Annotated in this window: 19 protein-coding genes; 11 read left to right on the plus strand and 8 right to left on the minus strand. The window is 44.0% G+C overall.

All coding sequences use genetic code 11. From position 1 onward, the window contains the following. Positions 1-13: 13 nt before the first annotated feature. Both H6F73_RS01520 and H6F73_RS01525 read right to left on the minus strand, forming a co-directional pair. Positions 14-1,273, minus strand: coding sequence for an HhoA/HhoB/HtrA family serine endopeptidase (locus H6F73_RS01520; protein ID WP_190757092.1), 1,260 nt, complete (start codon positions 1,271-1,273; stop codon positions 14-16). 139 nt (positions 1,274-1,412) lie between these two features. Further along, entirely contained in the window at positions 1,413-1,691 is a 279-nt protein-coding gene (locus H6F73_RS01525; RefSeq protein WP_190757047.1) for a hypothetical protein, read from the minus strand. A 39-nt stretch (positions 1,692-1,730) separates the two neighbouring features. Between H6F73_RS01525 and dnaA the strand changes: the two genes are divergently transcribed. The 7 genes from dnaA to H6F73_RS01560 all read left to right on the plus strand — a co-directional run bounded on the left by dnaA (position 1,731) and on the right by H6F73_RS01560 (position 16,493). Beyond that, positions 1,731-3,101: a chromosomal replication initiator protein DnaA gene (dnaA, locus tag H6F73_RS01530; protein ID WP_190757048.1), complete on the plus strand. Its 1,371-nt coding sequence runs from the start codon at positions 1,731-1,733 to the stop codon at positions 3,099-3,101. Between the two features lie 526 nt (positions 3,102-3,627). Next, positions 3,628-4,815 carry a DNA polymerase III subunit beta gene (gene dnaN, locus H6F73_RS01535; protein ID WP_190757049.1) on the plus strand — a complete coding sequence of 396 codons (1,188 nt, stop codon included), beginning with the start codon at positions 3,628-3,630 and terminating at the stop codon, positions 4,813-4,815. 18 nt (positions 4,816-4,833) lie between these two features. Next, on the plus strand, positions 4,834-7,857 hold the full coding sequence (locus H6F73_RS01540) for a hypothetical protein (protein WP_199330352.1): 3,024 nt from the start codon (positions 4,834-4,836) through the stop codon (positions 7,855-7,857). Positions 7,858-7,859: 2 nt separating this feature from the next. Beyond that, entirely contained in the window at positions 7,860-11,546 is a 3,687-nt protein-coding gene (locus H6F73_RS01545; protein WP_190757050.1) for a helicase-related protein, read from the plus strand. A gap of 79 nt (positions 11,547-11,625) precedes the next feature. Further along, positions 11,626-13,212, plus strand: a complete 1,587-nt coding sequence (locus tag H6F73_RS01550) for an efflux RND transporter periplasmic adaptor subunit (RefSeq protein ID WP_190757051.1) — start codon at positions 11,626-11,628, stop codon at positions 13,210-13,212. Positions 13,213-13,233: 21 nt separating this feature from the next. Beyond that, the gene (locus H6F73_RS01555; RefSeq protein WP_190757052.1) at positions 13,234-14,415 is read left to right on the plus strand and encodes an ABC transporter permease; all 1,182 of its coding nucleotides are present in this window, start codon (positions 13,234-13,236) and stop codon (positions 14,413-14,415) included. Between the two features lie 98 nt (positions 14,416-14,513). Continuing rightward, positions 14,514-16,493, plus strand: a complete 1,980-nt coding sequence (locus H6F73_RS01560) for a TolC family protein (RefSeq protein ID WP_190757053.1) — start codon at positions 14,514-14,516, stop codon at positions 16,491-16,493. Here the strand turns inward: H6F73_RS01560 and H6F73_RS25855 are convergent. The 3 genes from H6F73_RS25855 to H6F73_RS01575 all read right to left on the minus strand — a co-directional run bounded on the left by H6F73_RS25855 (position 16,485) and on the right by H6F73_RS01575 (position 18,579). Then, positions 16,485-16,736, minus strand: a complete 252-nt coding sequence (locus tag H6F73_RS25855; protein ID WP_199330353.1) for a hypothetical protein — start codon at positions 16,734-16,736, stop codon at positions 16,485-16,487. The genes H6F73_RS01560 and H6F73_RS25855 overlap by 9 nt on opposite strands. 20 nt (positions 16,737-16,756) lie before the next feature. After that, positions 16,757-17,944, minus strand: a complete 1,188-nt coding sequence (locus tag H6F73_RS01570) for a TRC40/GET3/ArsA family transport-energizing ATPase (RefSeq protein ID WP_190670807.1) — start codon at positions 17,942-17,944, stop codon at positions 16,757-16,759. A 239-nt stretch (positions 17,945-18,183) separates the two neighbouring features. Next, complete coding sequence (locus H6F73_RS01575) at positions 18,184-18,579, minus strand: DUF2358 domain-containing protein (RefSeq protein WP_190757054.1); 396 nt, start codon at positions 18,577-18,579, stop codon at positions 18,184-18,186. Between the two features lie 237 nt (positions 18,580-18,816). Between H6F73_RS01575 and H6F73_RS01580 the strand changes: the two genes are divergently transcribed. Further along, positions 18,817-19,392 (plus strand): helix-turn-helix domain-containing protein, encoded by a 576-nt coding sequence (locus H6F73_RS01580; RefSeq protein WP_190757055.1) that lies wholly within the window; start codon positions 18,817-18,819, stop codon positions 19,390-19,392. 381 nt (positions 19,393-19,773) lie between these two features. Next, complete coding sequence (locus H6F73_RS01585; protein WP_190757056.1) at positions 19,774-20,160, plus strand: SH3 domain-containing protein; 387 nt, start codon at positions 19,774-19,776, stop codon at positions 20,158-20,160. A 193-nt stretch (positions 20,161-20,353) separates the two neighbouring features. On the opposite strand, the gene H6F73_RS01590 is transcribed toward H6F73_RS01585, so the two are convergent. Next, the gene (locus H6F73_RS01590) at positions 20,354-21,883 is read right to left on the minus strand and encodes a YifB family Mg chelatase-like AAA ATPase (RefSeq protein WP_190757057.1); all 1,530 of its coding nucleotides are present in this window, start codon (positions 21,881-21,883) and stop codon (positions 20,354-20,356) included. Positions 21,884-22,119: 236 nt separating this feature from the next. On the opposite strand from H6F73_RS01590, the gene H6F73_RS01595 reads away from it, so the two are divergent. After that, positions 22,120-22,470, plus strand: a complete 351-nt coding sequence (locus H6F73_RS01595) for a histidine triad nucleotide-binding protein (RefSeq protein ID WP_190757058.1) — start codon at positions 22,120-22,122, stop codon at positions 22,468-22,470. A 55-nt stretch (positions 22,471-22,525) separates the two neighbouring features. Here the strand turns inward: H6F73_RS01595 and H6F73_RS01600 are convergent, their stop codons facing one another. Both H6F73_RS01600 and H6F73_RS01605 read right to left on the minus strand, forming a co-directional pair. Then, positions 22,526-24,169 (minus strand): CHASE3 domain-containing protein, encoded by a 1,644-nt coding sequence (locus H6F73_RS01600; RefSeq protein WP_190757059.1) that lies wholly within the window; start codon positions 24,167-24,169, stop codon positions 22,526-22,528. Between the two features lie 134 nt (positions 24,170-24,303). Then, positions 24,304-25,965 (minus strand): methyl-accepting chemotaxis protein, encoded by a 1,662-nt coding sequence (locus H6F73_RS01605; protein WP_347239448.1) that lies wholly within the window; start codon positions 25,963-25,965, stop codon positions 24,304-24,306. A 322-nt stretch (positions 25,966-26,287) separates the two neighbouring features. Here H6F73_RS01605 and H6F73_RS01610 point away from each other — a divergent pair, with 322 nt between their 5' ends. Next, complete coding sequence (locus H6F73_RS01610) at positions 26,288-26,482, plus strand: hypothetical protein (protein ID WP_190757061.1); 195 nt, start codon at positions 26,288-26,290, stop codon at positions 26,480-26,482. Positions 26,483-26,672 lie beyond the last annotated feature (190 nt).

Genomic DNA, 26,672 nt, shown 5'->3' on the forward strand with positions numbered 1-26,672 from the left:
GAGCAAAACTCGGCTACTCAGGTTGCACAGGCATCGGGCCGGGTTTTACCTCCAGTTTCAACGTCTTGCCATTGCGGTTAATTTCAACTTGCAGGGGGCTACCGATCTTACTGGCGCGTACCAACTGTTGCACGGTTTCTGCCTTAGTAATGGCCTGATTGTCAATCTTTTGAATCACATCGCCGGCCCGCAACCCCGCTTTAGCTGCCGGTGCATCCTCAGACACCCGACTAATTAAAACACCTTCGTCTGTTTCTACGCGAATGCCACTATCGGGTTCAGCGTTAATTTCTTTTCTAATTTCCGGCGTCAGCGCGACCATCTCAATGCCAAGATAGGGATGTTCAACTTTGCCTTTGCTGATCAGCTGCTGGGCAATTTCTTGCACAGAGTTAATCGGAATCGCAAAACCCAGCCCTTGCGCCCCACTAATAATAGCCGTGTTCATGCCAATCACCTCACCGGCAGCATTCAGCAGTGGACCGCCAGAATTTCCGGGATTAATCGCCGCATCAGTTTGAATAAAGCCGACTCGCTTATCAGGCACGCCCACTTGATTGCTAGATCGTTCAGTCGCGCTAATAATGCCGGCTGTAACCGTATTATCTAACCCCAAAGGATTACCGATGGCGATGGCCCATTCTCCCGGCTGTAGCAGTGCGGAATCTCCGATCATCACCGCCGGCAAGTTAGAGGCTTGAATCTTAACCACCGCCACATCAGTTACCGGATCTTCCCCCAGCACCTTGCCGGTGAAACTGCGCCCATCCTTAAGCGTCACCTCCACCGTATCCGCACCATCAATCACGTGAGCATTCGTGATAATATGGCCATCCTCACTGAGGGCAAAACCTGAGCCAACACCCTGCTGAACCCTGCGCTGCTGAGGAGCCTGGGGTTGATTTCGGCCAAAAAATCGGCGAAAGATGGGATCTTCAAACATATCTGAGCGAGATCGGTTCACAGTTCGGGACGCATCGATCCGCACCACAGCCGGACCCACTTTCTCCACTGCCGCCACAATAAAATTAGAATCCACATCAGCCGGTGGCAGGGACTCAACTGCAGCAGTCTCTGTTTGCAGAGGAGCTAAACTCTTGAACTGTTGAGTTTGTTGCTCCCTTGAGCCGGCAAACAATTGCGGGTTGGCTTTGATAAAACGCGTGCCCAAGAACGTGCCACCGGCTCCCATCAGCACCAGCAGTAAGTAAATTGCCGGCTGCTTCCACGAAAATTTGCTTGATGCCTCAGTCTTGCTGGTTGAAGTATCCATCAGATTGATTTTGGACATTAGATTTTGAACTTTGGATTTTGGGCGCTAACGACAGGTCACGCAGGGTTTTGGTAGACTGCTGACAGCGATGGCAAACATACTTTCAATTTTTTATAGAAAGCCGTTAAATTAACAGTATTTAACCGGAGTTTCCCCCCACAATCAGAATAGCTTCTTTGCCAAATAAAAATGTCCTTGGCTTGACTTCATTATAGATTAGGGGGATTTGAGGGGCTAGGGCTAAGGGAGTCCTGAGCTTTTGAGTCCTGAGTCCTGAGTGGGAGAGTGGGAGAGTGGGAGAGTGGGAGAGTGAAAGAGTGGAAGAGTGAAAGAGTGGAAGAGGTGATGAAAAGATCCCCAATCCCCCATGCCCCATGCCCCATGCCCCTACCTTTAGGTTGGCGAAGCCTTGACCCATGCCCCATTCCCAGTTAACAGTTAACAGTAGAGGTAAGCAGTGGCCATTCCCCTTGAAAGTCTCTGGAATCAAGTCTTAGAACGCCTGCAACTGCAACTTAGCCGGCCTACTTTCGAGACTTGGATCAAGACTGCCAGTGCCGAACAACTGGAAAATAACTGTTTGATCATTCGCACGCCCAACCCCTTTGCCCGTAATTGGTTGCAGAAGTATTACATCAAAACCATTGCTGACGTTGTGCGCGACATTTTGGGCCACAGCGTCGAAATTTACATTACTACTGCCCAAGCTGAGCAAACCACGAGTGCCGGTGAAACCCAATTTCTGTGGCCATCTGCCACCGGCACCCCAGAACCCACACCCACCCCCCGGCCCAAACCGACCGACTTAAACCAGAAATATGTTTTCTCGCGCTTCGTGGTCGGATCTAATAATCGCATGGCTCACGCCGCTTCTCTTGCTGTGGCAGAATCTCCCGGACGAGAATTTAATCCCCTGTTTCTGTGTGGCGGCGTCGGCTTAGGAAAAACCCATTTAATGCAGGCTATCGGTCACTATCGCTTGGAAATCGATCCCGATGCCAAAATCTTTTATGTTTCCACTGAACAATTTACCAATGATTTAATTGCAGCGATTCGCAAAGATAGTATGCAAAGTTTTCGAGAGCATTATCGCGCTGCCGATGTCATCTTGGTAGACGATATTCAATTTCTTGAAGGCAAAGAATACACCCAAGAAGAATTTTTCCACACATTTAATACCTTGCATGAAGCCGGTAAGCAAGTTGTGATCGCCTCAGATCGTCCTCCGAATCAAATTCCCCGCTTGCAAGAACGGCTGTGTTCTCGCTTTTCGATGGGTTTGATCGCGGATATCCAAACGCCCGACTTAGAAACACGGATGGCAATTTTGCAAAAAAAGGCAGAATACGAGAATATGCGTCTGCCTAGAGATGTGATTGAATATATCGCCTCTAGCTACACCTCCAATATTCGAGAATTAGAGGGAGCTTTAATTCGGGCGGTTGCCTATATTTCAATTTCTGGTTTACCGATGACGGTGGAGAATATTACGCCGATTTTAAATCCTCAAACTGAGAAAGTAGAGGCTTCACCGGCAGCGGTGATTATGGCGATTGCCGAAGCATTTGATGTTTCAATCGAAGATTTGAAAAGCAACTCGCGCCGGCGGGAAATTAGTCAAGCTCGTCAAATTGGAATGTATTTAATGCGACAGCATACCGAGTTGAGTTTGCCGAAAATTGGAGAAGAGTTTGGCGGCAAAGATCATACAACCGTGATGTATAGTTGCGAAAAAGTTGCCCAACTAAAAGAGAGCGATCCGAGTTTAGCGCAAACGCTTCGCCAACTGAGTGATCGGATTAATTTTGCCAGCCGGTCGTCTGGGTAATCTTGATTTCTTGGCCTCGAAGATTGCCTGTACACAGATGCAAAACTGAGAAGTTTTTGATCGGCTTTTTGTGGCCGATTCAGAGAATTTCTGATTTTAACTTTTATTAAATAATACGGTTAAGAATTAAGAAGGCCGGCCTAGCCTGTGGAAAACTTTCCCTAATTTGTGGAAAAACCTGTGGATAATCTGTGGAAAAGCGGCCTGAGCCAGTGAAACCGCCGGATAAGTATAAATACTCTGTGGAAAAAAAGGGGACTTTTCCCACAGGTTTTCCACAGGCTGAACCGGCATCAAAGATTTGCCGGCAAAGCGTTTCTCAAGTTTTTCCACAATTTCCACAGCCTTTACGACTACTCTTTATAAATTGATTTCTGATCAGTCATTTTATTCGCACCGGCATCCAACTAGATTGTTAACTCTAGAGAGTGCTACGATTTCCTTCCAGGCAAATTCTGCCAAAATATCGCTCAGGGGTATGGCGTGTTCCGTACTTCAATCACTCCAAAGTAGACATTTAAACGCCATGAAGCTGGTTTGTGCCCAAAGTGACCTCAGTACCAATTTATCACTCGTAAGTCGTGCCGTGCCTTCTCGTCCGACGCATCCAGTGCTTGCCAATGTGCTCTTGAGTGCGGATGTGGAAACGCAGCGGGTGCAGTTGACAGGATTTGACCTCAGCCTCGGACTTCGCACCAGTTTTGCCGCCTCTGTGGAAGAGGGGGGAGAAATGACGCTGCCGGCAAAACTGCTCAATGATATTGTGTCGCGTTTGCCCCAAGGAGAGATCACGCTAGAGGTTGAAGAAGCCGGCGCAGGCGGTGAGGGTTCAGATGCCGGTATTACCGCCACCATCACTTCAACTTCAGGACGCTACAAAGTGCGGGGAATGGGGGTAGAAGAATTTCCAGAGTTGCCGGTTGTGGAAAATGGTCAAGCAATCTATTTGCCTGGTGAAGCTTTAATTGAAGGACTGCGGGGTTCCCTGTTCGCCACCAGTGCGGATGAAACCAAGCAGGTACTCACCGGCGTGCACCTGAAAGTTGGGCAAGATGACTTAGAATTTGCAGCGACTGATGGCCACCGGCTGGCTGTTGTGCAAACGCCTAAACAGGGTAAGGTTGATGATGAGTCAGATCAGCCAGAAACTGACAGCCGAGAATTTGAAATGACGGTTCCGGCGAGAGCATTGCGGGAATTGGAACGGATGGTGGGAATGCGCCAAGGATCTGAACCGATTGCCTTGCATTTTGACCAAGGGCAAATTGTTTTTGAGTTGGGAGATCAGCGGCTGACGAGCCGAAAATTGGAAGGGCAGTATCCGGCTTACAGACAATTAATTCCCAAAAACTTTTCTAACCAAGTTAATGTTGACCGGCGGCAACTGTTGAGCGCTCTAGAGCGAATTGCGGTGCTGGCAGATCAAAAGAATAATATTGTCAAGTGTACGCTTGATAGCGAGAACCAGCAGATTTTTCTATCAGTTGAAGCGGCGGATGTGGGGAGTGGAAGAGAGTCAATGCCGGCACAAATTTCGGCAGACGAACCGAAAGAAATTGCCTTCAATGTTAAATATCTGATGGATGGGTTAAAAGTGCTAAGCACTTCTGAAATTCAGATCCAGCTTAATTTAGCAACAAATCCTGTGGTTCTAACGCCGTTGGGAGGGATGAAAATGATTTATTTAGTCATGCCGGTGCAATTAAGAGCTTGATAACCTGCTGGAGCTAAGATGGTGAACAATTTAAGTCAGGGCGGCGATGATCTCGTTTCTGTAGATTACGAAAATTTACTGGAGAAAATTTTAGAAGTTCTGCAAAATCAGCAGAACCCGTTTAATCTTTCAGAAGACGGGAATCGCCTACTGATTGATATTGACACTGTCGCGGCTGGGGTTGCTTCTATGCCGATGAACAACCCCTTGGGGGCATCTGCTAATAGTGCTCAGGCTGCTACGGTTAATTTTAGTCCGGGTTTCAGTCAGCGTTTTCCTACTCAAATTAGGCAGATTAGAGATAGATTGCAGCAGCTTATTGAGTTGGCAATTCCTCAAGAAAATTTTGGGGATTCAATTGAGGATTTTGTCAATAATTTGATCTCAAACTTGGAGAGTTTTAAAGGCGATGAGGCGTTGGATTTTACCTATCCCTTTGATAATAAGTATAAGGGGTTGCAAAAGCAGCGCATAACCTTCCGTGACAATGAAGCCGGCACCACAAAATTGCTTAAATTTCACAAGCTGACAATTACTGTGGGGGGAACGGGAGATTTTAATGCTCAATTGCGAAAAAGTTTAGAAAATTATATCAAAGTTCAGTTTGCCGGCGCGAGTGAACAAGAACGGGAAGACTTGGGTTATGTTCTGGAGGATCTTGTCGCCAATCAGAACACTGATTTTTACACGCTGAAGCGAATTTTAGACACAGAAACGCTTGGGAAGCTCAAGAAGCAGGCACAAATCCATTATTTGGAGTTTCTCAGAGATAATATCAACACCGGCAGCAGCAACACGAATACTGAAGGTGCTATTTATTTAGAAGTTCTGATCCGGCGTTTGTTGTTGATCAATCAGTATATTGATGATGTGGAAAAACCGGATGGGGATTACCAAGTCAGTTATGCCGGTGAGTCCGTAAACTATAGAGATTGGTTTTCGCGTGCTGATGCATTTGAGCGGCTACCGATCATTCCCATCATAGATGGTTATTTGGGAGAAAGTAAGGATGAAAACCGAGGGGAGTTGAAGTTTATCTTCGGTTTAAAGCTCAAATTTGGCGGGCCGGTGCAGACGTTTGGGGGCAAACGTGTCTTTGATTATTATTTAGATGTAATTGATCCAAATAGTAAGCTGCATCAAGCGGAATTGGCCGATCCTTCGAGGCGGAAAACTTTTGCGACAAAGGTATTAACGACCGTATTTTTGTATTACTTCGTATTTGCCGGCGCTGACGCATCTGCAAGCGATTACACCCCTAATTTGGATTTGGAATATAACCCAATTCCACGCTTTGAAAAAGCCCTCCTCATCTTGCGAGGATCTGACGATGCAGCAAAAGAAAGTCTGCTTCGGGGGATGAGAAGGGGTTTTGAGAAATACAAGGTGAAATCCAAAATTAATAAGTTAAAGCAGGTTTTGAAAAATCTGCTAGAACACAAAACTTCCTTCCCCACAGAAGAATATCCCCTGCATATTTATGTAAAAACCAGTCTGCTTGAGCGAGACATTGACACCATTTGTAATAGAGGCACATTTTTTAAAGAGGTTTTGAGAGGAAATTCTAAGCAAGTCTTGAAATATATCTCTGTTGAGAAACCCCATACCCGAACAAATGCGTTAATTACACTTCCTGCCAGCATTACTATCACTGACGTTCACTATTTTTCTACAGACGATCAGCAAAGTTTTAGCATGGAATATGATATAAAAGGTGTCAGAGGGTTGCCGGTGCTTTTAGTATCAAAAGACGACAGATGCCGAAAAGTTTACGGAGAGGGGTTCCAGAAGCGAAAGTTAATTGCGTTTCCCTATAGTCTAGAGAGAAATAATCTAGAATCGCAGCCGGCTTTTATTTATCGATTTACCTTCTCTTTGCTTGTTTATATCTGTATGAAACTCCTATTAAACAAGCAGAAAATGTTATTTATCCCCATTTTACGGCTGCAAGTGAGCAACAAGGAGGACGACTCACCCATCGAAACATTCATGTTAGGTTTTTCGATGGTCTTGTCTCATTTATTGAATCAAGAACATCGCGCCAATGCTCAGGGTATAGATATTAGTCGAAGTCTTAATTTTAAAATTAAAAATGCGATGAGTTCTCTCTATTCTGTGCTGCCTAAAAAATTTCGCTTCACAGATCCCTTACTGGCACCTGAAATAGATAAACTCGCCATCATTATCGTTTCCAGTCGGGAAAGCGATAGGAGATGGGGAAGTTCTCAAAAAATCTCAAACTTAATGGGAGAAATTGTTGGGGTAGTGCCTCAAACTGATGGCAGTGTCAGGATACAGTTACTCAGGACATTTTCTGCCAATTACGACTCTCAACAGATGTTCACAGAACCAACAGCCATCAGCGACGAAATTCACAAGCTATATGACATGGGATTTAGGCACTTTTTATATATTGCCAAAGCGCCTTATTCCAGCACCTTGCACATGACACAGCGAGAGGAAGATGATGGACTCTTTTTTATGTCAAGAGATGTGATCCGTCATTTAAAAGCAGATTATACTGATATCAAAATTTACCCCATGTTTTTTGATAAATACTATGCCGTGAAGCTGGCAGAAAAACTTGAGGTTAGCTCGCTCTATATTCAAGATACAATGGAGCTGACAGCTTTAGTAGATGCTCACAGTAAGCAATCTGTCGTGTTTTTCAACCTCTTTAATGGGATTACCATTTCTACTGATGATCGCCACTATAACGGAGTGATTTCTTATGCCACTCTACTCAACATTTATCAAAACCTTCTGGATGATGAAGATATCCGTAAAGGGCTAATTTCTGAAGGTGCCTTGAAAAATCAAATATTGCAGTATTTAAGCTTATTTCACTTTTCTCGTTACCAAGCATTTCCTAAGAAAAATCAGCCCATCAGTTTTAAGCTAGATCCCTACGATAACCTGATCGGAGACTATTCTGTTGGTGCGCGCTCTTTCTTTAAGCACATGACAGGAAACGGGACTTTTAATTTTCTAGCGTTTTTAACAGAAGTCAGAAGATATTTAAACGCACCAGGAGATAAGTAGAAATGACAGCAAAAATTGCCGAAGATTTGGGGCGCTTATTTGAAGTTGGATTCAATATTGGAATTTTGGCTTATATTAAACAAAACAAGATTAAGTCCCAGTTTGGTGATTTGTACTCTCAAGATTTGCAACAGCTAAAGTTCGCAAAGATGCTCAAGCGGATAGATGGCTATTTTATCAACCCGCTGGCAAGGCAGATGGCTGAGAAATGGAGTGGATTTTTTCTGCAAAAAGGGTTTCTGGCGGGGTTGAATTTCTTCCGCGAGTACATCCAATCGAATGGGTGGATTGAAAGCCGGCATCTAGAAATTCTGTATTATCAGTGCAAATTTTGTGGCGATAACAGCATTGGAACCTATGAGAATAAGACAAACATTCAGTGGTTTAGAGAAGTTCTGTCGCAGTTTGAGAAGCTTACTGAGGATGACATTGAACACTACATACAACGATATTTTAACCTAGATTTAGATCAAGGCAAGAAAGGAGAGTTTGTCAATGCCGACACCCTTATCTTACTGCGAAATCGCCGACAATTTAGAGTTTTCTGTGTTGATTTATCAGTATTTTCGGTGAAAACGTCTGAAGATGTTCAAGATTTAAATTATGTCGAAATTCTCCGGCGCTTATTAATTAGAGACATTAGTTATTTAAAATCGAAAAGTGTATTTTCTAATCTGCGAATAGACGCTGAAAGTTTAGGGTTAGACTTTGCTGAAGATTTGAGAAGTTATTTTACAGCTTTTAAATACCATGATAAGGAAAGCGCCAAGTTAATCCAGGCTGCCGGTTACACTCATAGCTTTTATGAATTTCTCCGAGAAACCGGCATTGTAAAAGACGAAATGCCGGTGATATTTAACGCAGTCGGATACAGTGATCGTGGCATCAATGCCATATCAGTAAATCGAGAAAAGTTGGAAGTATTAAAAACTTGTTATCAAATTTATAAGCATGATTCTAGCCCGAAACAGCTTAACGATGCCCGTTTATCAGTTTTAAATAAAATTAAACGCAGTGTTTATGGAAGTTTTGATCGAGGGAAAGAGTTTGTTGATTCTCTCTTAGCAATTCCATCTGATAGAATAACTTGTGTGTCTCATCAAGAACAAGTCGATAGATTTTTTAATTCCGTCGGAGAAGTGCCGGCACACCTTCAGCAGCAGCTAGGTTTAAGTGGCACAATGAACCTAAAACAAGCTCATGCAGAATTGATAAAAAAAGAACTGGAAAGTCCTGTAACTTATATATTTTTAACCGGCAACCCCGGAATCGGCAAAACCACGGCGATTGTTGATTTCTTAAAAAGTGAAAAGATAAAAAACGAAGGGTTTTTATTTTTCTATGTAAGTCCTAGAAAACAAGTCAATTTAGATATTGTCGAAAAGTTTAAAGACAAAGAGACACAATTGCTATGCGATGATCGGTTAATTTGTCTGAACACAAATGCTGATTTAATCAGAGATAACAATCAATTTGGTCGCTATACTGTCCAGTATCTCGCGAATCATCCAATCCAGGGTGATTTTTCAGTTAATTTTCTTGATAGCCGCGTCATTGATCGAAAAAATGCTCGCTTAAACCGGCTTAAAAGGCCGGCAGACGATGTTATTCAAGATGCAGGACAAAAAACAAGAGGCGTACTCAACAGCATTTGTGAGGCGATTTACACCTTGCTAACCCATCAAATTTCAACTAATATCGTCGCTACTGTTTCTATCCAGTCTTTGAAAAAAACTGATACAGGGGATACATTAAAGCATTTTGAGAAAATATTTAGAGATGCTTATAACGAGCGAGAAGGAACTGTCATTTCCACGAGAATGCAAGGAATTTCTAGCCGAATTAAGCATTTATTTATCATGATCGATGAAATCACAGGCGACGATGGCGGTGTTGAATTTTTACAAGGCATTGCCAAGATTATATCTAAATATCAATTAAATCTCCCACAACATGGGTTTAATACCAAAATTATCATAGCCGATGCTTCCATTGTTCACAAAGATGTGATCACCCAACATCTTGAAGACACATCGGCTGAACCGGATAAAATCTATTTTAGAAAAGTTGAGCCGGCAAATCTTGAGCAAAACTCGCCTTCAGATCCCTATCAAGCACTTTCAATCCAGCAATTTAAGTTTAAAGGATGGGATGCAACGGCGATCAATGCGAATTCTTATCCAGCCAGCCGATTGCACATTAGCTACAAAGTTTTTGTGGAGTCTTACAAATTTAGAGAAGAAGAGCGTTTAAAGAAAGAAGATAACTTAACAAAAAACTTACAAGCAGAAATTTTAACGGATATCGAACTTTTATTAAATCGCTCTGATGTAAGTCAGATAATTGTTTATATTCAAAATAAAATGAGATTGTCAGAACTTATTGAAAAAATCAAAAATCATCGAGGAGAGTTTGAGAAAGCTCAAGATTACCTAGAGATTCATGCCAATATCTCTGAAGAAGAAAAGGAATTAATTCATAAGTATAAAACCGAAGTCAAAATCATATTTATGACGGCTTCTGGAAGTCGGGGGCTATCTTTTCCCAAAGCCAAACATATTTTAGTAGAAATCAGCCGGTTTGAAATTGAGCAAAACCTGATGGAAGTCATTCAGGTGATTTATCGGGGTAGAGGAAATGATGAAATCGATCAACAAGAAAAAAACCTGATTTTTTACTTAGGAGAACAGGCGGCATATTTTGAAGATGCCTCTCAGTTATCCTTGCAGGAAAGTGTATTAAATGTATTAAATATTTTGCTAATCTTGAAAACCTCAATCATGACGAGGATTCAGGGATATGGACGTATTGGACGAGACAACTTTTTGATGATACCAGTTGGAGGAAAATCCGTTTCAGCAGCGGGAGAAACCTTTTCTTCTCAAATGGCAAGTTTAATCAAGGCGTTGAAGAAAGAATCTCACCTCAATCCCAAAGATATGCGTTTAAAACAAGTTTATACAAGTTTGGAACGCCTTCTCGGCAATGCAGATTTTGTCGTTCGGAATCAAGCCGAGTCTAACTTTGCCGGCAGTCTTTCTTATTTGCAAGCCAAAGAGGTTTTTAACCGGCAGTTTGCTCAATTAGCAAAAGATAGCTTAGAACAGTTGTTAAATTTGGGCAACCTCGAATTTGGTTACATGAGCGGTGGGTTGTTAATTGTGCCCATTGCAGAAAAGACTTTAGAGGAAACCTACTTGATGCGGCTGATAGAAATTACCCACGTTGCTAATGATAAATTGTGGAAAAATATGCAATACATTAGTCACAGTAACTCCTACCCAGGAAGTCTGCAATCTGCAATTAAAAATGCCATAGAATTCGTTAAAAAGCTGAAAGAAGGAGCCAGTAAAACCCAAAGATTTGAGCAAAATAGCCAACAACTTGATCAATATTACGCCCTGCCTTTATTTACTTTTATTGCAGGTGAATCGCTAAAAAATTATTTTGCAGATGAACCAGAAGAACCGACAGAGTCTCAGTTTCGGGATATTCTCTCTGCCTATATCTGCGCCCTCTACCCAGCCGGCAACATTTTGCCCATTGGCAACCAATATTATGAAGCCCCGTTTGTACTTTTTAGAAGTTATAGTTTAAGTGAGCTTAGGAACAAGCTTTTTAAAGAAAAATATCTTTTAAATTCCCATGAGTTGAACGTCCTAAATTTAATTTTGTCTAAAGAAACCTAACGCAATACAGGCAAATAAGCATCATTGATAGCAAAATGATAGACAACATCCGGCAAACAAAGCCAGTAAAATGCTGAGAATGGGGCAAAAAGATAAAAAGACGTTCCAGGCCGGCATCAAATGGATCATGATGTCAGCAGTTTTAGCCCTAGCAAGTGCCGGCGGTTGGCTAATGTATGCCCAAATTATCAACCGGCCAGCCGATCCAGTGCCGGTGCGTCTGATTGACGTTAAACAAGACAACGTTGAAAGTACAATCAACGAGAGCGGCACAGTGGAACTTGGGGGTCAGCAGACACTCAAATCGCCCCTAGAAGGTGCCGTTGCTCAAGTATTGGTGCGACAAGGCGAACGCGTTGATTCTGGGGAGCAACTGCTCGTGTTGCGAAACCCGGAACGACAGACAAGCCTCAGCACCCAGCAGGCGGAAATTCGGAAACAGGAAATCACCCTAGCTAATAACCGGCAGAAAGTTCTCGAAGCCACTGCACAGCTCAACGCTGCCCAAAAGATACTACAGGACATTGTCAGCCGGCGCGACAATACAAAACAAATTCGTCTCAACGAACAGCAGTTGGAGATCGAAAAACAACAACTCGCCTTAGCAAGCACCCGGCAAAAAGTTCTTGATGCTAAAGAAAGCCTCGCATCCACACAGCGAGAACTTCGGGAGCTTGAAGAATTAGATCGTCGAGGTTTCATTGCCAAAACGGAACTTCGAGATCAGGAAGAAAAAGTTCGCAATGCTGAATCTTCTTTACGCGAAGCACAGTCACAAGTGAACACCAATATTATTGAGCAACAACGCCTTCAGTTAGAAATTCAAAAAATAGAAGAAGAATCTCAAGACCAAGCCGAAGAAGACCGCTCTACATTGCAACAAGCCGAAGCCTCTGAACGAGAGGCCACCGCTGCATTGCGGGAAGCTGAAGCAGAGGTGGCCACCACGACCATTGCACTACAACAAGCACAATTAGAACGCCAAGAAATTGAAGAGAAACTTCAAGAAAATGTTGTGATTGCCCCGATTAATGGTGTGATTCTCGACCTCATCGTTAAAGAAGGAGATGGTGTTAACCTCAGCGATAACTTGCTCACCCTGGGCGATCCTTCCCAAGAATTCGTAAAACTTCAGCTTTCCACTCTGAATGCGGCGCGAGTGAAGCCGAACCAAGAAGCCCGGATCAGCGTGATTGGCCCGGAAGGGCAAACCTTCACCGGCCAGATTGTGAGTTTGTCCCCCCTAGCCGGTGCCGGCACCCAAAATAGCCAGGAAGAAGGCGGTGAATCCGCTCAAGCAACCGTGCCGGCAACCGTGCGGCTGAGCACTCCCAGCGGTAAGCTGATTCCAGGCAGTCAGGTGAATGTGGAAATCGTGTTGGAGGCGCGGCAAAATGTCGTGGTTTTGGATACGGAGGCAATCCAGCGCGATGGGCCATTACCGTTTGTCTGGGTGCGCGACACTCAAGGCAAAGCTCAGAAACGGCCTGTTAAGCTGGGTTTAGAGGGGTTGGTTACGGTGGAGGTCAAATCTGGACTGCGACCGGGCGACCAGGTCGTGCTGCCTCCGCCAGAGGCTGCTTTGGAGGCTGGAATGCCGGTAGCTCCCGAAGTAGAACCCCCGAAAGCTAAAAATGGCAAGGGAAAAACGAGAAATAGAAAGTAACCGCCCAACTCTAAAATCGACATGAGCCTCGCCCCTTTCGATCTCCTCGCCCTCACTTGCAACTCGTTGCGCGGCAACCCCTTGCGTTCCGCCCTGACAACGCTGGGAGTGTTCATGGGAGTAGCTGCTGTCAGCGCCACACTTCAAGTAGGCAGCATTAGCAAAGCAGTGATCCAACAGCAACTTGCAGAACGCGATGCGCCTCAAGTTGGGGTTGTCCCCCAGTGGAACCCTGCCTCCCGGCAGCGTATCAATCTGAAGTTGGAAGATATGGAATTTTTACGCCAGCGAATCATGGGTTTGCAGGCGATCAGTGCGACAGAGTGGGCCGGTTCTTCTAAAACGGTGTTTCAGGGAGAGGAAGCAACGCCTTCTATGCAGGCGGTTTCTCAAGACTACTTGCTCACATCAGGCCGGCAATTAGTCGCAGGCCGGTTTTTCAATCCTGCGGATTTTGCCAGCTACCGTCCTGTGGTAGTGATTGATGAATTTCTGGTAGAAAAACTGTTTCAAGGTGAAGATCCGGTCAATCAACGTATCTATGCTGATAGCCGGCCTTATATTGTCGTGGGGGTAGTGCCAACCAAGGTGAGCGAGGATGAACCGACGGGACAACTGCTGATGCCGATGTCGGTTTACAGCGCCCTGACGGGTAGCCGCGATATTGGAGTCATTCGGCTACGCCCTTACAATATGGAAGACTTGGCCGATATGGAAGAACAAGCCAAGAAGCTCATGGAACAGCGTTTTCCAGGCCAGAAGTTTTGGACTTTTAACAATGTTGATGACATTATAGAGCAGCAAAAAACCCTGGAATTGGTTTCCCAGGCGCTGCTAGCAGTTGGGGCGATTTCGTTGCTGGTTGGGGGCGTTGGAATTGCTAATATTAGTATCGCAGCGGTGATGGAGCGCACCCCAGAAATCGGTTTGAGGCGAGCAATTGGGGCAACTCAGCAAGATATTATGTTGCAGTTTATTCTAGAGGCAGCGATTTTAAGTTTAGTCGGGGGAATTGTAGCAATTGTAACAGTACACGGGTTAACCGTTGTGGTGGCTGAGACGTTTACACTGCCTTACGAATTTGAAACCGGCACCGCAGCTTTAGCATTAGGATCAGCACTGTTAGTCGGAGTCGGCGCAGGATTTATGCCGGCTATCCGCGCCAGCCGGCTCGATCCCGTTAAAGCATTACGTTCTGAGTAAAAATCAGCCATAAATTTAAAAAATACCCAATAAAAATACAAACTAAATCACCTCAACCCTTAACCCATCTGCGGGTAAAAAAAAACACTCTTGCGCTTATGTATCAACCCCCGCATCCTACCTCCAACGAGCCAGATCCCAAACAGCGTTCATTTCCCTTCACTCCAGACAGAATGTTTCGCATTCTCACACTCGTGAGTTCTACTGTGGGCTGGGTTTGTATTCTAGCTTTTGCACTTAAACCTTTTTTAACTGTCAAAGCGACTGCTAAAGGTAAATTAGTTGAGCCGGCAACCTCTGCAAAGATTAACCCTGTTCAAGTTAAAAACAATCAGCGGTTAATATCTTCTCAAATCTCAACTCAAAATAATCCTCCACTTCCTAACGTTCACCAGAAGCAACCAATTGCTCTACCTGCGTCGGCACTTCAACCTTCAAATTATCAAAATTTTGCATTAAAAACAGGTAAGAATAATTCTTTAAGTCAGATAAAAAAATTTGGATGGAAAAAGCCGATTAATACTTTAGCCTCTGTAAATCGTTCTCAATCCCTGAATTTCCCTGCAAAAATTTCCACCCAATTTCAGCAGTCTCCCTTGCCAACATTTAGCTCCATTTCACCGACAAATAATTTGGAAAGTAAAAAAAGAGCGGATTTACAGACTGAAACGAAACAAGAACCGGCACAACAACCATCCGTTACAGACGGGCAGGGGATTCTTTTAACGGTTTCTGATATTGTAATTTTGGCTTTGCAGAATAATCGAGATATTAAAAACGCTTATTTAGAAAGAATTGTACAAAGACAAGATTTAGTTGTTGAAGAAGATAAGTTTGTCCCGAACTTTACCCCCACAATTTCCATCGCATTAGATCGTCAAAGGGTGGGTGCCGGCACAAGCAAATCAGGCGGTTTGGATGTGGGGGCAACGGTTTCTGTTACCCTTCCTGCCGGTGGAAACTTGAGTTTTGGCTGGAATGGCACGGGACGCGCTTTAACAGCGAATAACTTTGATAATGATTTCAATGATGGCGGCAGACTTGGGCAAAATCTCCAGCTCAATTTTAATCAACCGCTTTTAAGGGGATTTGGCGTTGAAGTTAACCGAGCTTCTATAGATATTGCTCGTTTGAATGAACAAGCTAATATTTTATTTTTAAAAGCAACATTGATCGATATTATAACCGATGCTATTTTAGCTTACAGAAGCTTACTACAAGCTCAGGAGCGCGTTAAAATCGAAAGAGTTTCTCTAGAAATTGCTCAACAGCAATTGGAAAACTTACAGGTATTAATTAATGCCGGCAGAGTTGCGCCAGTGGATATTTTTCCCAGTGAGACAAATGTTGCCAGCCGACAAGTCAGTTTATTAGCTGCTGAGAATGATCGTGATGGCGCAAGATTGGCACTGATTCAAATTCTCGACATTGAGCGAAATACCAATATTTTAGCAGCCGAACCTTCTTCGTTACCTGCAACACCGCCGGATGTAAAAAATTTAAACCAACTTGCTTTTACCAACAATCCCAGTTTTTTACGCTCAGCACTTGCTGTAGATATCTCTAAATTTGTGCTTTTAGTCGCAGAAAATGATCGAAAGTGGAATTTAGATTTTAATGCAACCTATGGCAATGTCGCAAATACAGGAGTCGATAAAACAACAGACGTGAGAGCCGGCTTGACTTTCAGCCGAGAATTTGGCGATTTAACAGTCGAACAAAGGTATCAGCGAAGTCGAGTTAACCGGCTTCAAGCTGAAAATAACTTGAATGATGTAAGAGAAAGTTTAGAAATTCAAGTAACGGATAGAGTCAGAGATGTTAACTTGAAGCTCAAACAAGTGGAACTTGCCCAACGCGCTAGAGAGTTATCTGAAAAGCAACTGAGTATAGAACAAGAAAAGCTGAAATTCGGAAGATCAAATATTATTAATATTGTCAATTTTCAAAATGATTTAGCGCAAGCAAGAAATGCAGAGTTAGCCGCTAAAATTGATTATTTAAATGCCCTGACTTTGCTTGAGCAAACGGTTGGGATTACTTTAGATGCTTGGAATATTACAGTTGAGTCAAAATGAAAAATTAGTCAATTTGCCTGAATCCGATTTTTTTACCTCAGATAAACACAAATGAGTTAAGCGCTGGTGTAATAAGCTAAAATGATTAATGCGATAAACTCTCACAACTTCTTGCTGGAGAATATCTACATCCCACACCACCAGCGCCCCCGCCGCAAACACAGGTGCCCCTTTTAAAAACTTTCCTCCAGCCGGTTTCCCTGTGTAAAATGCGGCAATAGAAGCGCCCAGTTTAAAACTCATACACCCTTTCACTTCGCCGGCTAAACCTTTGCCACCTCAGTAAAGCGAATCTTGAGATAATCATCTTCCATTTTGGCACCGGCAGGCTGCAGGGCAGCCAATGCTTGCGGCAGCACTAAATTGCGCCGGTGGTTGCCAATTCGGATATTTAATTCATCCCCCGTCTTATTCAGTTGAACTTGATCTTTAGGAATTCCAGGCAAGTAAAGCTCTAAGCTGTATTGATTATTCTCTTGTACCACTCTCAGGGTGGTTTCTTTGTAGTAAACCTGAGTCGGATCTTCATCCGCATACAGCGTTTCTTTCAGGCGATCTAAGGCAGCTAAGCCGCACATTTCTTCGGAATAAAGGGGAACTTCTTTAACCGGCAGCGGGTGAAAATTCTCGTGAATTTCGTGCCGGTATTGCTGCTGGTTTTCTTTCCAGCGCTGAAAGAAAGGATCGGTTACAGATTCAGGAATAATCCGGTTTGCTACGACTAAATCTGTGCCGACGTTATAAAGACTTAAATAGGCATGAGCACGAAGTGACTCTTTAATCACCATTTTCTCTGGATTGGTGACTAAGCGCACAGATGTTTGAGTATTATCTGTGAGAACTTTTTCTAGTGCTTCAATTTGTTCATAAAACTCATAAGGCGCATCCATCACCTCTCTGTCAGGCAGGGAAAAACCGGCAAGAGGTTTAAAAAACGGTTCAACCAAAGGGCGCAGCACAACTGACATTTGTTGCAGTGGGCGATAAAACCGGCGCATATACCAGCCGCTGACTTCCGGTAAACTCAGCAATCTCAATGCTGTGCCGGTGGGTGCTGAGTCAATGATCAGCACATCAAATTCACCCTCGTCGTAATGACGCTTCATCCGGACTAGGCCAAAAATCTCATCCATGCCCGGTAAAATGGCCAACTCTTCAGCCTGGACGCCATCAAGTCCTCGCGCTTGCAGAACTTGGGTGATGTAACGCTTCACCGCACCCCAATTGCTTTCTAACTCCATCAGCGCATCGAGTTCTGCCCCCCACAAGTTGGGGCGCACCAGTTGCGGCTCGTGGCCCAGTTCTAGGTCAAAACTGTCTGCCAAGGAGTGAGCAGGATCGGTACTCAGCACAAGGGTTCTATAGCCGAGTTCAGCACAACGCAAGCCTGTAGCCGCTGCTACGGAGGTTTTGCCTACGCCTCCTTTGCCGGTCATCAATATTACGCGCATGAATCGTTTAACCCCGCCTGAGAATTATTTACATTTATTTAATTTAGCGGGTTTTCGCCGGCAACAGGTCTGGCTGAAGGGTGATTTCAATCCCTGTTAGGCATTTAGGAATTTTGCGTTCCTCGGTGCCGGTGGATGCGGCATCACTCCTCCATTTTCCATCTGCACTCGCAATTTGTTGAGTGATTAACCCCTCAATTCACAGATCCCAGTCAAATTACTCCTGAGAAGTTTTTACATTAATTAACCTTAGCGGATTTTCCTGGCCACAACTGCTTTACAACATCAAGGCGCGAACAGTTCCAATAATCAATGTGAGAAATAATCAATTCTTCAGCGTTGAGTTTTAACTCACTCTTACCGGGAATGGCGATCCGGGGTTTCCAGGGAACCGGCGCGTTAAAGCTAAGTGTCCAGCGGGTTTCAATCGTGTCACCGGCACGCTGCATATCGTGCACATCCATTTGGGTATCAATAAACCAAGTCTTGATAAAACCGATCATCAGCCGGTAGCGTTCCACACCACGGAACTCGTTAAGCGGATCTTTAAAGTAAACATTTTTATCATAAATACTGTAAGTTTGGTCAAGGGGAAATCTTTGATAGTCTTGCTGAAGAATCTCGATAATGTCCACAGTTAACGTTTCCTCCTTAATCTTGTTGAGCGCAAAGCTTGCTGATCAGCAAATCAGCTTTTAATTAACCGTTATAGGATTTTCAGGCTCAGACCACATTTTCGAGCTTGCCCCTGATTATATGGCAACGGTGAGTTGCCCTGCAGTCTGCGCTCCACCGGCATAAAGTATTGAGATTTTAGATTTCCCGCTAATTTCTGTAAACTCATTACATCACTGAAGGTGCGATTCGCAAATATGCCTAAACGTGTAATCATTCAACCGCTCCTCAACGCAACTGAACTCGAAACGCGATACCGCCAAGCTAAAGATCCCGTCGAACGCAGTCATTATCAAATTGTGTGGCTGTTGGCTTCTGGAAAAACGACCCAAGAAGTCGCGCAGGTAACGGGTTATAGCTTGGATTGGATTCGCAAAATTGTTCGCCGCTACAACCAACTTGGGCCAGAAGGACTCGGAGATCGCCGGCACGAAAATCCGGGTGGCGAACCGTTGCTGTCTGAGGATCAGCAAGCTCAATTGTGGCAAGCTTTGCATGGGCCGGCCCCTGATGGTGGGTTATGGAATAGCCGGAAAGTGGCCGAGTGGATCTCCACTCAAATAGACCGACCTGTAGCAATGCAAAGGGGGTGGGATTACCTGCAACAAATGGGTTTCCGCTTGCACACTTCTCGTAATCTATCTGAGATCGCAGTGTCCTCGTCTGCCTTAGAATCTGAGACGGTGCCCCAGGAACGCAGAAAAAAAACAGGTGCCGGTCGGGTATCGCTCACATCAGAATCATCCGGGGGCGATGGTGAGACTGCCGGCTAAAGCTCAACGTCAAATCGGCGGTAGGCCGGCTACCGCCCGGAGTGAGGAAAATAAAATGATTAAACGGATGCTATCCGAACAGATTTTGCTGTGAATTTGCATTATTTTCAACAATAAAAAGTTTGGTTGAGGAAATTGCTATTAGTTGAAAATCCAAGCTTCTAAACTATCAAAACCTAAACAAGCGACTCGCCCATCATTCTAAAACATCCAAAATCGAGAAAGCGTCCCTAGCTATGGCTGGTATTGTACAAAAGAACAATGGGAAAAAAAGTTAAAGAATAGAGGGATTTAAAAATTGTTTGAGTAAGATTATGCAAACTCAAAGACAATATGGGTGCCGGCTAAATTTGGAACCTTAGCGAGTAACAATTAAGAAAGATGAATCAGTTGAGAAAATCCTTAACATTAGCAGCAGGGCTTTCATTGGCTGTGATGGGTTTGGGGACGGGTGCTGTAGCCGGTCAAAACGGCAGTCCAGAGCCGGTTTTAATTGCGGACTACTGTGCGAATGTCACAACCCAAACTACCCCTCTAGCGGTTCGAGAGGGGCCGGGGGTAGTTTACCCGGTGATCGGCAGCATCCCCAAAGGCGCAAAAGTCCGGGTGGCGAGAAGAAACAGCGCCCCAATTAATACAGAGGCTTGGCACTGGTTGTATATTACGAGGGCGGAATTACCCAATGGTGAGCAGCAATTAGCAGGTTGGGTATCCTCCAAATTTATTGGAGCCGGTTTTAATTGCCAGGGTTTTGGCGGAGCAAGTTGAAGTTAACTCTGCTCAAATTTGCTAAAGGTGAAGTTTTTTAATTCACTTTTATTTGGAAAAACTAAAGCATCACATTTGACAACAAGCGTGATGCTTTTTATTTTTACCGGCTTACAAGAATATCTCATACCAAAACAGACTCTTTCACTTACTATCAAGAGCCGGTTTAAAACTCAGCCCTCAGCACTCACTCTCACTGCATTCGGTCAATTGTGCGATATTGAATTGCTTCAGCTACATGGGGAGTTTGCAAGTTCTCATCCCCCGCCAAATCTGCAATTGTTCTTGCCACTTTCAGGATGCGGTCAGTTGCCCGCGCCGAAAGACCTAACTTACGAATTGCGCCTTCTAATAAATTCCGGCTAGCATCTTCTAGCTGACACCACCGGCGCAAATGCTGTGACTGCATTTCGGCATTGCAACCCACCGTTCGGTCTTCTTTAAAGCGATCACGGGTGCGTTCCCGTGCTGCCCTCACCCGATCTCGCACTGGCGCAGATTCCTCACCTGTGGGTTGGCGCGTAATTTCTTCAGGTTTGAGCCGGTTGACCGCCACTTGCAAGTCAATGCGATCCATCAAAGGCCCAGAAAGCTTTGCCCAGTATTGCTCTCGGTGCCGGGGCGTACACGTACAAGCCTGAATTGAATCGCCAAAATAGCCGCACGGGCAGGGATTTGTACTGGCAACTAAGGTAAATTGCGCGGGAAAACTCACAGATTGCCGTGTACGCGAGATTGTAACGTAACCATCTTCTAATGGCTGGCGCAGAAATTCCAAAACATCGCGTTTAAACTCGGTTAACTCATCGAGAAATAAGATCCCCCGGTGGGCGAGAGAGATTTCTCCAGGTCTTGGGAAACTGCCGCCGCCGACGAGGGAAGGGCCAGAGGCGGAGTGGTGGGGGCTGCGGAAGGGGCGATCGCTGACGAGGGAACCTCTATTTTTTAAAAGACCGGCAACTGAATGAATTTGCGTGACTTCCAGGGCTTCCTGAAACGATAGCGGCGGCAAAATTCCTGGCAACCGTCGTGCCAGCATCGTTTTACCGCTTCCCGGTGGCCCGACAAAGATGAGATTGTGACCACCGGCAGCGGCAATTTCCAAGGCGCGGCGGGCGTGGACTTGACCTTTAACATCCTTTAAGTCAGGGCCGGCAAATTGCGCTGTCGCTAATTCTTTTAACCCATCCAGTTTCACCGGCACGTAGCGTTCTGGATTATTGAGCAAGTCTGCCACTTCAGCCAGATGCTTGCACCCGTAGACCGATATCCCTTGCACCACCGCCGCTTCCTGGGCGTTTGCCGCCGGCACAACCAAGCCGGTGATCCCTAGCCTTTGGGCAGCCGCTGCAATGGGCAACACGCCGGCAACGGGACGCAAACTGCCATCCAGGGAAACTTCCCCCAAAAATAAATAATCTCCCAATAACTCGGCACTAATTTGCTCAGAAGCGGCTAAAATCCCCACACTAATCGGTAGATCAAAGATTGGCCCTTCTTTTCGTAAATCTGCCGGTGTTAAATTAATCACAATTCGCCGCATTGGAAAGGCATAGCCGGCATTTTTCAGCGCCGCCTTGACTCTTTCTTTCGACTCTTGCACTGCAGTATCTGGCAGCCCCACCACCACAATTCCCGGCAAGCCACCCGACACATCAACTTCTACGCCTACTTTAACGGCGTCGATGCCAACCAGCGATGCACTCCAAACTCTCGCAAGCACTTTAATCTTCCTGAAATTGCTAAAAATTATCGTTCTGGAATTTGTATTTTTTAAAAAAGCTCACAAATCATTTATCACGAGCTAGGCAACCACCAGCATTCATAATAACGCTATCATTCTCTACCCACTCCCTCACAACTGAGCAAAATCTTCGCAATCTTTATTAACAAAAAGTAGTTTACTCAAATGCCTTACGCCCTTAGGATGGCATATAGCACAATCAAGGAAATATCTGCATGAGTGAAACCACAGAAACTATTTTCAGCAAAATTATTCGTAAGGAAATTCCAGCGGATATTGTTTATGAAGATGACTTGTGCCTTGCCTTCAAAGACATTCACCCGCAAGCGCCGGTGCACCTGCTGGTAATTCCCAAGAAACCGATTCCTAAACTTGCTGATGCGACCTCAGAAGATCACGCGCTGATGGGGCATTTGCTGTTAATTGCTAAGCGAGTTGCCGAGGAGGCCGGTTTAAGTAATGGTTTTCGCCTCGTCATTAACAACGGCGATGATGGGGGCCAAACAGTTGATCACCTGCATTTACATATTCTGGGTGGACGCCACATGAAATGGCCTCCCGGTTAAATGACTTGGGAATGATAGATTTTAGATCCCCAAAGTTATTTAAAATCTATCATCCCTACACAACTGCTTTGAGATCGTAAGCAGCGTCGTTGAGCTTTTGAATCCCCACTTTAGTTTGCGTGATGCCGCTGGCTGTCTCAACTGCTCCCTCATTTAAACTGCTCATGGCATCAACGACTTGCTCAATAGCATTTGCTTGCTCTCTAGCAGTCAGGGAAATTTGTTGAAGGCTCACTACCACATCCTCGATTGCCGCCAGCGCGGTTGTTTGATTGTGCAAAACAATATCATTGATTGCCTCAGCAACTCCTTGAGAAGATTTTAAAATCACCTCATTAATCGCTTGAGTAACATTCGTAAACGCCTTGGTCGTTTCTTGAGACAGTTTGATGCCTTCCTGAGCAGTTTTTTGGCCTTCCTCCGTGGCCATAACTGTGGAACTGATTGCCGACTGAATCCCAAAAATGAGGGTATTAATTTTATCGGCTGATTTCTTACTTTGGTCGGCTAATTTACGAATTTCTGTGGCTACCACCCCAAATCCTTTACCATGTTCTCCCGCCCGTACAGCTTCCACCGCCGCGTTGAGAGCAAGCATATTTGTTTGATTGGCTAAATCGCTGACGATGTTCGTAATGCTGCCAATTTGATTCGTTTGCTCGGTCAAACGCCCAATTTGTTCACTGATCTTGCTGACTTTTTCTTTGAGGATAAATATTTCCTCTAAGGTACGCTCAACTGTTTGGGTTCCTCCCTCTGCCAAATATAAAACTTGACGGGCTGCGGTGGTTCCATCTTCTGCAAGGTTTAATACCTGTGTAGCCCCTACTACTGATGATTCTGCTAACCTGAAGACCTGACGCGCATTTTCTGTCGCTGATTGGGCTTGTTCAACTGTTGCTTTTGAGGATGCACCTAATTCATTCATAGTCGTACTGGTTTGATTAACCGAAGCAGCCTGTTGCTGAGCAATCCGTTCGTGTTGCTCGACTGCAAGCGAAATTTCGCCAGAAGACCTAGCGATTGAACTTGCTACTACATCCAGTGGCTGTACAACTCGTCGAGTCGTAAAAAATAAAATAAATGAGCAAAATATTATACCCACAACAGGACTTGCTAAAGAGGTAAGGTTTCCCCATTTCTCAGCTTGTTTGGCTGTTCTTTGCCTTTTGATTAAAAGTTGATTTTCAGCTTCAATCATTTCAGCAGTTTTTTCTCTAAAATTATTCATAATATTTTTGCTATTTTCCGACAAAATTAAAGCTTTTAAGGCTTTTTCCTTGCCGGTTCTTTTTAAAGATATATTGGTAGCTAAATCATCCATTTTTTGATCGGCTATTTTTCTAACCTCACTGAGTTTTTTGAGTTGATTCGGATTAGCTTTTATGGAATTTTTAATTTTAGAAAATCGAGTATTTAACTTTTGCTTTGCCTGATTGTAAGGATCTAAAAAATTCTCTTGATTTGTGATAATAAACCCTCGTTGTCCTGTTTCAGCATCAATTAAAATCTTTTCCAAGTCTTTCAAGTCTTCTTTGACTTGATAAGTATGGGTTACCAAATCGACCGACGAAACTAAAGTGTTTGTACTAATTTTAAAAGCTAATCCACCGAGTAGCATCAGACCAAATATAGTTCCCAAACTTAAAGGCAATATTTGAGTCAGCCTTGTAGATTTTTTGGCTAATTCTTTTGACATTTTCTTGATTGATTAAAGTAGGTTTTAGAAGTTTTTCCTATCCGATTAATTTTATGTTAATTAACGGTTTATCCTCCTTTTAACCTGGAAATTTTAGATAATGAATATTCAAAGTAAGCTTAAATCTAAAATTCTTACGCCGCTGCTTTAAGACTCTGAGCCGCTTCATTAAGTTTTTGAATTCCTATTTTGGTTTGAGCCAACCCACTAGCCGTTTGCACAGCTCCCTGATTGAGAGAACTCATCGCCTCAATGACTTGTTCAATCGCAACTGCTTGCTGTCTAGCTGTTAAAGAAATTTGTTGATTGTTTACCACTACATTCTCCATCGCTTCCAGCGAGTTTTTTTGATTGTATAAAACAATCGTATTGATTGCTTCAGCTACTCCCATAGAAGATTGTAAAATAATTTCGTTAATCGCTTGAGTTACTTGATTGAACGCCTCCGCTGTTTCTTGAGAAAGTTTTATACCTTCCTGAGCTGTTTTCCGTCCTTCTTCTGTCGCGATAACGGTAGAATTAATAGCTGTTTGAATCCCTAAAACTAAGCCATTAATTTTATCTGCTGATTTTTTACTTTGATCGGCTAATTTGCGAATTTCTGTGGCGACAACACCAAATCCTTTGCCCTGTTGTCCCGCCCGTACGGCTTCCACTGCTGCGTTAAGGGCTAGCATATTTGTTTGGTTGGCTAAATCGCTGACGATATTCGTAATGCTGCTAATTTGATGAGCCTGCTCATTCAAACGTCCAATTTGTTCGGCAATGTTGGTAACTTTGTCTTTCAGAATTGATATTCCCTCTAAAGTTCGCTCAACAGTCTGAGTTCCCCCCTCTGCTAAAGACAAAACTTGACGCGCTCCCGTTGCTCCATTCTCTGCTAGGTTTAATACTTGAGTGGCTCCGGCTACGGATGATTCTGCTAACTTTAAAACTTGACGCGCAGTTTCGGCTGATGACTCTGCTTGTTGCACAGTTGCTCTTGAGGAGGAACCTAGCTCATTCATGGTGCTGGTGGTTTGATTCACAGAAGTTGCCTGCTGTGAGGCATTGCGCTCCTGTTGCTCTACTGACACTGCAATTTGTGTTGAAGAAGTGGCAATTGTATTGGCTGTTTGATTCATCGTTCGATTCGTTTTGGCAATGGTTCCCCAGATTAGATAGGCAGCAGCGCTGGAAAGCACAAAAGATAACAGTGCGGTTAGCACAGCCGCTAAGATCAAAAATTGGATAGCATTAGATGCACTTCGGGTATAGTATTCTAAGATTTCTCGCTCGTCTTGGTTTAATCTATCACCCAGGTCATCAAGCTTGTCTATTATTTCTTTAGACTCTTTTAGGTAAAGGTTAACCGCCTGATTGTGCTGACCGGCATCCTTTAAACGAAAAGTTTCTATGCACAAGGCATAATATTGCTCGCCTAAGCGATTCATTTCTTCAAAAGTTTGTTGCTGTTCTCGCTGTTTCATCAGCTCCTTTGAAGCCTTAGCAGCCACATCGTAAAGTTGCTTTTGTTTTCTAAATTCTTTGAGAGGTTCTTCAGATTTGACGAGTAGATAGCCCCTCATTTGTCGAGCCATCATGGAAGTTCTCAAAACCATCATATCTGTCTGTACAACAATGTCCTGCGTTGTTTCGGCTAGTTTAAGTACTTCTAAAAGTTGACTACCTGTGAAGAAAACCAGTCCAGTAAATCCAAGGCCCAAAACTACAGGAATTGAAAATCCTGTAAATATACGGCCTCTAAGTTTAAGATTTGCAAACATAAAAATTACTCCTGACCTTTGATCATTCATTATTATGATAGTTATAAAAATAAGGTTTGTGTATCCAACTTTACTTTATTCATGAAAGCAATTAAAAAAGTTTACAATTTGAGAGAATCTACTCTCTCTTAATTTTACAATTTTAAAGCACCGGCTCGTGAGGCTGGAATTCTCAAGTTGTATTAATTGTTGGCTGCTTACAATTCTTAGTCAGAAATATTTTTGTGATTCACTCAGAGTGCTTCAGGGCAATCGCAGAGTCAGATATAGCTGATGAGGCTGATGATGAGGGGGCTGAATGCTTTGAGCCAAAGAGTATTTCCCATTACAGTTCTTAGTCAGAAATATTTTTGTGATTCACTCAGAGGGCTTCAGGGCAATCGCAGAGTCAGATATAGCTGATGAGGCTGATGGTGAGGGGGCTGAATGCTTTGAGCCAAAGAGTATTTCCCAGTCAATGAAGGCGAGCGCGATCTGGCATCTGGGCCGGCATATTCCTAAACCTCTCTCAAAAGCAGCCGGCCAACCGCTCGCCGGCACAAAATAAAATTTTGATTAAATTACTTTACAAAACTCAATATAGAGGGTAATCTATATATTAAGGTAGAAAAAACACTACCGCGCACCTCGAAAAATCAATAGCAATCATAAACAAATGACCACAACTCTCCAACGCCGCGAAAGCGCCAACGTTTGGGAACGGTTCTGCGAGTGGGTCACATCAACCGAAAACCGGC

This window comes from Microcoleus sp. FACHB-68, assembly GCF_014695715.1.
Lineage (GTDB): Bacteria > Cyanobacteriota > Cyanobacteriia > Cyanobacteriales > Oscillatoriaceae > FACHB-68.